This is a genomic window from Pseudomonas sp. Sample_24, from assembly GCF_004307605.1.
GTDB lineage: Bacteria > Pseudomonadota > Gammaproteobacteria > Pseudomonadales > Pseudomonadaceae > Aquipseudomonas.
In genome coordinates this window covers 1603-4413 of the sequence record NZ_RCNW01000350.1, presented here as the reverse complement: position 1 = coordinate 4413, position 2811 = coordinate 1603, and the positions used below count along the sequence as shown (strand labels likewise).

Below are 2811 nucleotides of genomic sequence, written 5' to 3'. Positions count from 1 at the left end.
TTCAACCAGATGACCACCATGCACGGCCTGGTGATGGTCTTCGGTGCGGTGATGCCGGCGTTCGTCGGCCTCGCCAACTGGATGATTCCGCTGATGGTCGGCGCGCCGGACATGGCCCTGCCACGGATGAACAACTTCAGCTTCTGGCTGTTGCCGGCGGCGTTCATCCTGCTGGTGTCGACCCTGTTCACCCCGGGTGGCGGGCCGAACTTCGGCTGGACGTTCTACGCCCCGCTGTCGACGACCTACGCGCCGGAAAGCGTGACGTTTTTCATCTTCGCCATCCACTTGATGGGGATCAGTTCGATCATGGGTGCGATCAACGTGATCGCCACCATCCTCAACCTGCGTGCCCCCGGCATGACGCTGATGAAAATGCCGCTGTTCGTCTGGACCTGGCTGATCACCGCGTTCCTGCTGATCGCGGTGATGCCGGTACTGGCCGGTTGCGTGACGATGATGCTGATGGACATCCACTTCGGCACCAGCTTCTTCAGTGCTGCCGGCGGCGGCGACCCGGTGCTGTTCCAGCACGTGTTCTGGTTCTTCGGTCACCCCGAGGTGTACATCATGATCCTGCCAGCCTTCGGTGCCGTCAGCTCGATCATCCCGACCTTCTCGCGCAAGCCATTGTTCGGCTACACCTCGATGGTCTACGCCACGGCGAGTATTGCGTTCCTGTCGTTCATCGTCTGGGCGCACCACATGTTCGTGGTCGGCATTCCATTGGTGGGCGAGCTGTTCTTCATGTACGCCACGCTGCTGATCGCGGTACCCACGGGCGTGAAGGTGTTCAACTGGGCAAGCACCATGTGGCAAGGCTCGCTGACGTTCGAGACACCGATGCTGTTTGCGGTGGCATTCGTGATCCTGTTCTCCATCGGCGGTTTCTCCGGGCTGATGCTGGCCATCGCCCCGGCGGACTTCCAGTACCAGGACACTTACTTCGTGGTCGCGCACTTCCACTATGTATTGGTGCCGGGTGCAATTTTCGGGATCTTCGCCTCCGCCTACTACTGGATGCCGAAGTGGACCGGCCACATGTACGACGAAACCCTCGGCAAGCTGCACTTCTGGCTGTCGTTCATCGGCATGAACATGGCCTTCTTCCCGATGCACTTCGTGGGCCTGGCCGGCATGCCGCGGCGGATTCCCGACTACAACCTGCAATTCGCCGACTTCAACATGGTGTCGTCGATCGGCGCATTCATGTTCGGCGCCACGCAGATCTTCTTCCTGTTCATCGTGATCAAGACCATTCGTGGTGGCCCGCCGGCACCGGCCAAACCGTGGGATGGGGCTGAAGGCCTGGAATGGAGCATCCCGTCGCCGGCGCCGTATCACACCTTTACTACGCCGCCGGAAGTGAAATGAACAATTTATGCCCTGTGGAAATTCCTGTGGGAGCTGGCTTGCCAGCGATGGGATCACCGCGGTGTGTCAGGCATGCAGCCATCGCTGGCAAGCCAGCTCCCACGGGGTTCCGGGTAAAGGGTCAAGATCATGGCTGATTCGATTTCGATGAAGAAGCTGGTCACTCGTCTGTTGCTGGTGGTGGTGGCGATGTTTGTATTCGGGTTTGCCCTGGTGCCGATCTACGACGTGATGTGCAAGGCGTTTGGCATCAATGGCAAGACGGGCGGGCAGTATGAGGGTGAGCAAACGGTGGACAGCTCGCGGCAGGTTCGCGTGCAGTTTCTGTCGACCAACTCCGCCGACATGTCCTGGGATTTTTATCCCAAGCAGGATGAGTTGACGGCCAACCCCGGGGCGGTGAACGAGATGATCTTCATTGCACACAACCCCACCGACAAGCCAATGAGCGCCCAGGCCGTGCCGAGCATCGCGCCAAGCGCGGCGGCGGCGTATTTCCACAAGACCGAATGTTTTTGCTTTACCCAGCAAGTGCTGCAGCCCGGTCAACGGATCGAGATGCCGGTACGTTTCATCGTTGACCGTGACATGCCCAAGGAAGTGAAGCACCTGACGCTGTCCTACACGCTGTTCGATATCACCGCCCGACATCCACCGGTCGCAGTAAACACTGGCGGTTGAGCGTGCCCGATAAGGAGAACAATAAATGGCAACTCATGAGCATTATTACGTTCCGGCCCAGAGCAAATGGCCGATCATCGCCACGGTCGGGATGTTCGTCACGGTGTTCGGCCTGGCCACCTGGTTCAATGACCTGAAGGCGGCACGGCCAGAATCCCATGGCCCGCTGATCTTTTTCGTCGGTGGCTTGCTGCTCGCTTACATGTTGTTCGGCTGGTTCGGCACGGTGATCAAGGAAAGTCGCGACGGCTTGTACAGCGCGCAGATGGACCGCTCGTTCCGCTGGGGCATGAGCTGGTTCATCTTCTCCGAGGTGATGTTCTTTATCGCCTTCTTCGGTGCGCTGTTCTATGTCCGGCAGGTCTCCGGTCCGGCACTCGGCGGAGAAGGCGCCAAAGGCCTGGCTCACATGCTCTGGCCGAACTTCGAGTTCGTCTGGCCGTTGCTGAACAATCCGGATTCGAAACTGTTTCCGCCGCCCAAGGACGTCATCAGTCCATGGGGCTTGCCGTTGCTCAACACCGTGCTGTTGGTGAGCTCTAGCGTGACCGTGACCATCGCCCACCACGCCTTGAAAAAGGGCCATCGCGGTGCGCTCAAACTGTGGCTGGCGATCACCGTATTGCTGGGCTGTGCGTTTCTCGGCTTCCAGGCTGAAGAATATATCCACGCCTACAACGAACTGGGCCTGACTTTGGGTTCGGGCATCTACGGCGCGACGTTCTTCATGCTCACCGGGTTCCACGGCGCCCACGT

Annotated in this window: 3 protein-coding genes; all 3 read left to right on the top strand. The window is 59.3% G+C overall.

What is annotated here, in order from left to right; genetic code table 11:
• Positions 1-1374: cytochrome c oxidase subunit 1 (locus D8V06_RS20260; protein WP_130931666.1), on the top strand; the 1374-nt coding region annotated here is incomplete at its 5' end.
• Positions 1375-1503: 129 nt separating this feature from the next.
• Positions 1504-2055 carry a cytochrome c oxidase assembly protein gene (locus tag D8V06_RS20255; protein ID WP_056854363.1) on the top strand — a complete coding sequence of 184 codons (552 nt, stop codon included), beginning with the start codon at positions 1504-1506 and terminating at the stop codon, positions 2053-2055.
• Between the two features lie 25 nt (positions 2056-2080).
• The coding region (locus tag D8V06_RS20250) for a cytochrome c oxidase subunit 3 (RefSeq protein WP_130931668.1) at positions 2081-2811 on the top strand (731 nt) is incomplete at its 3' end.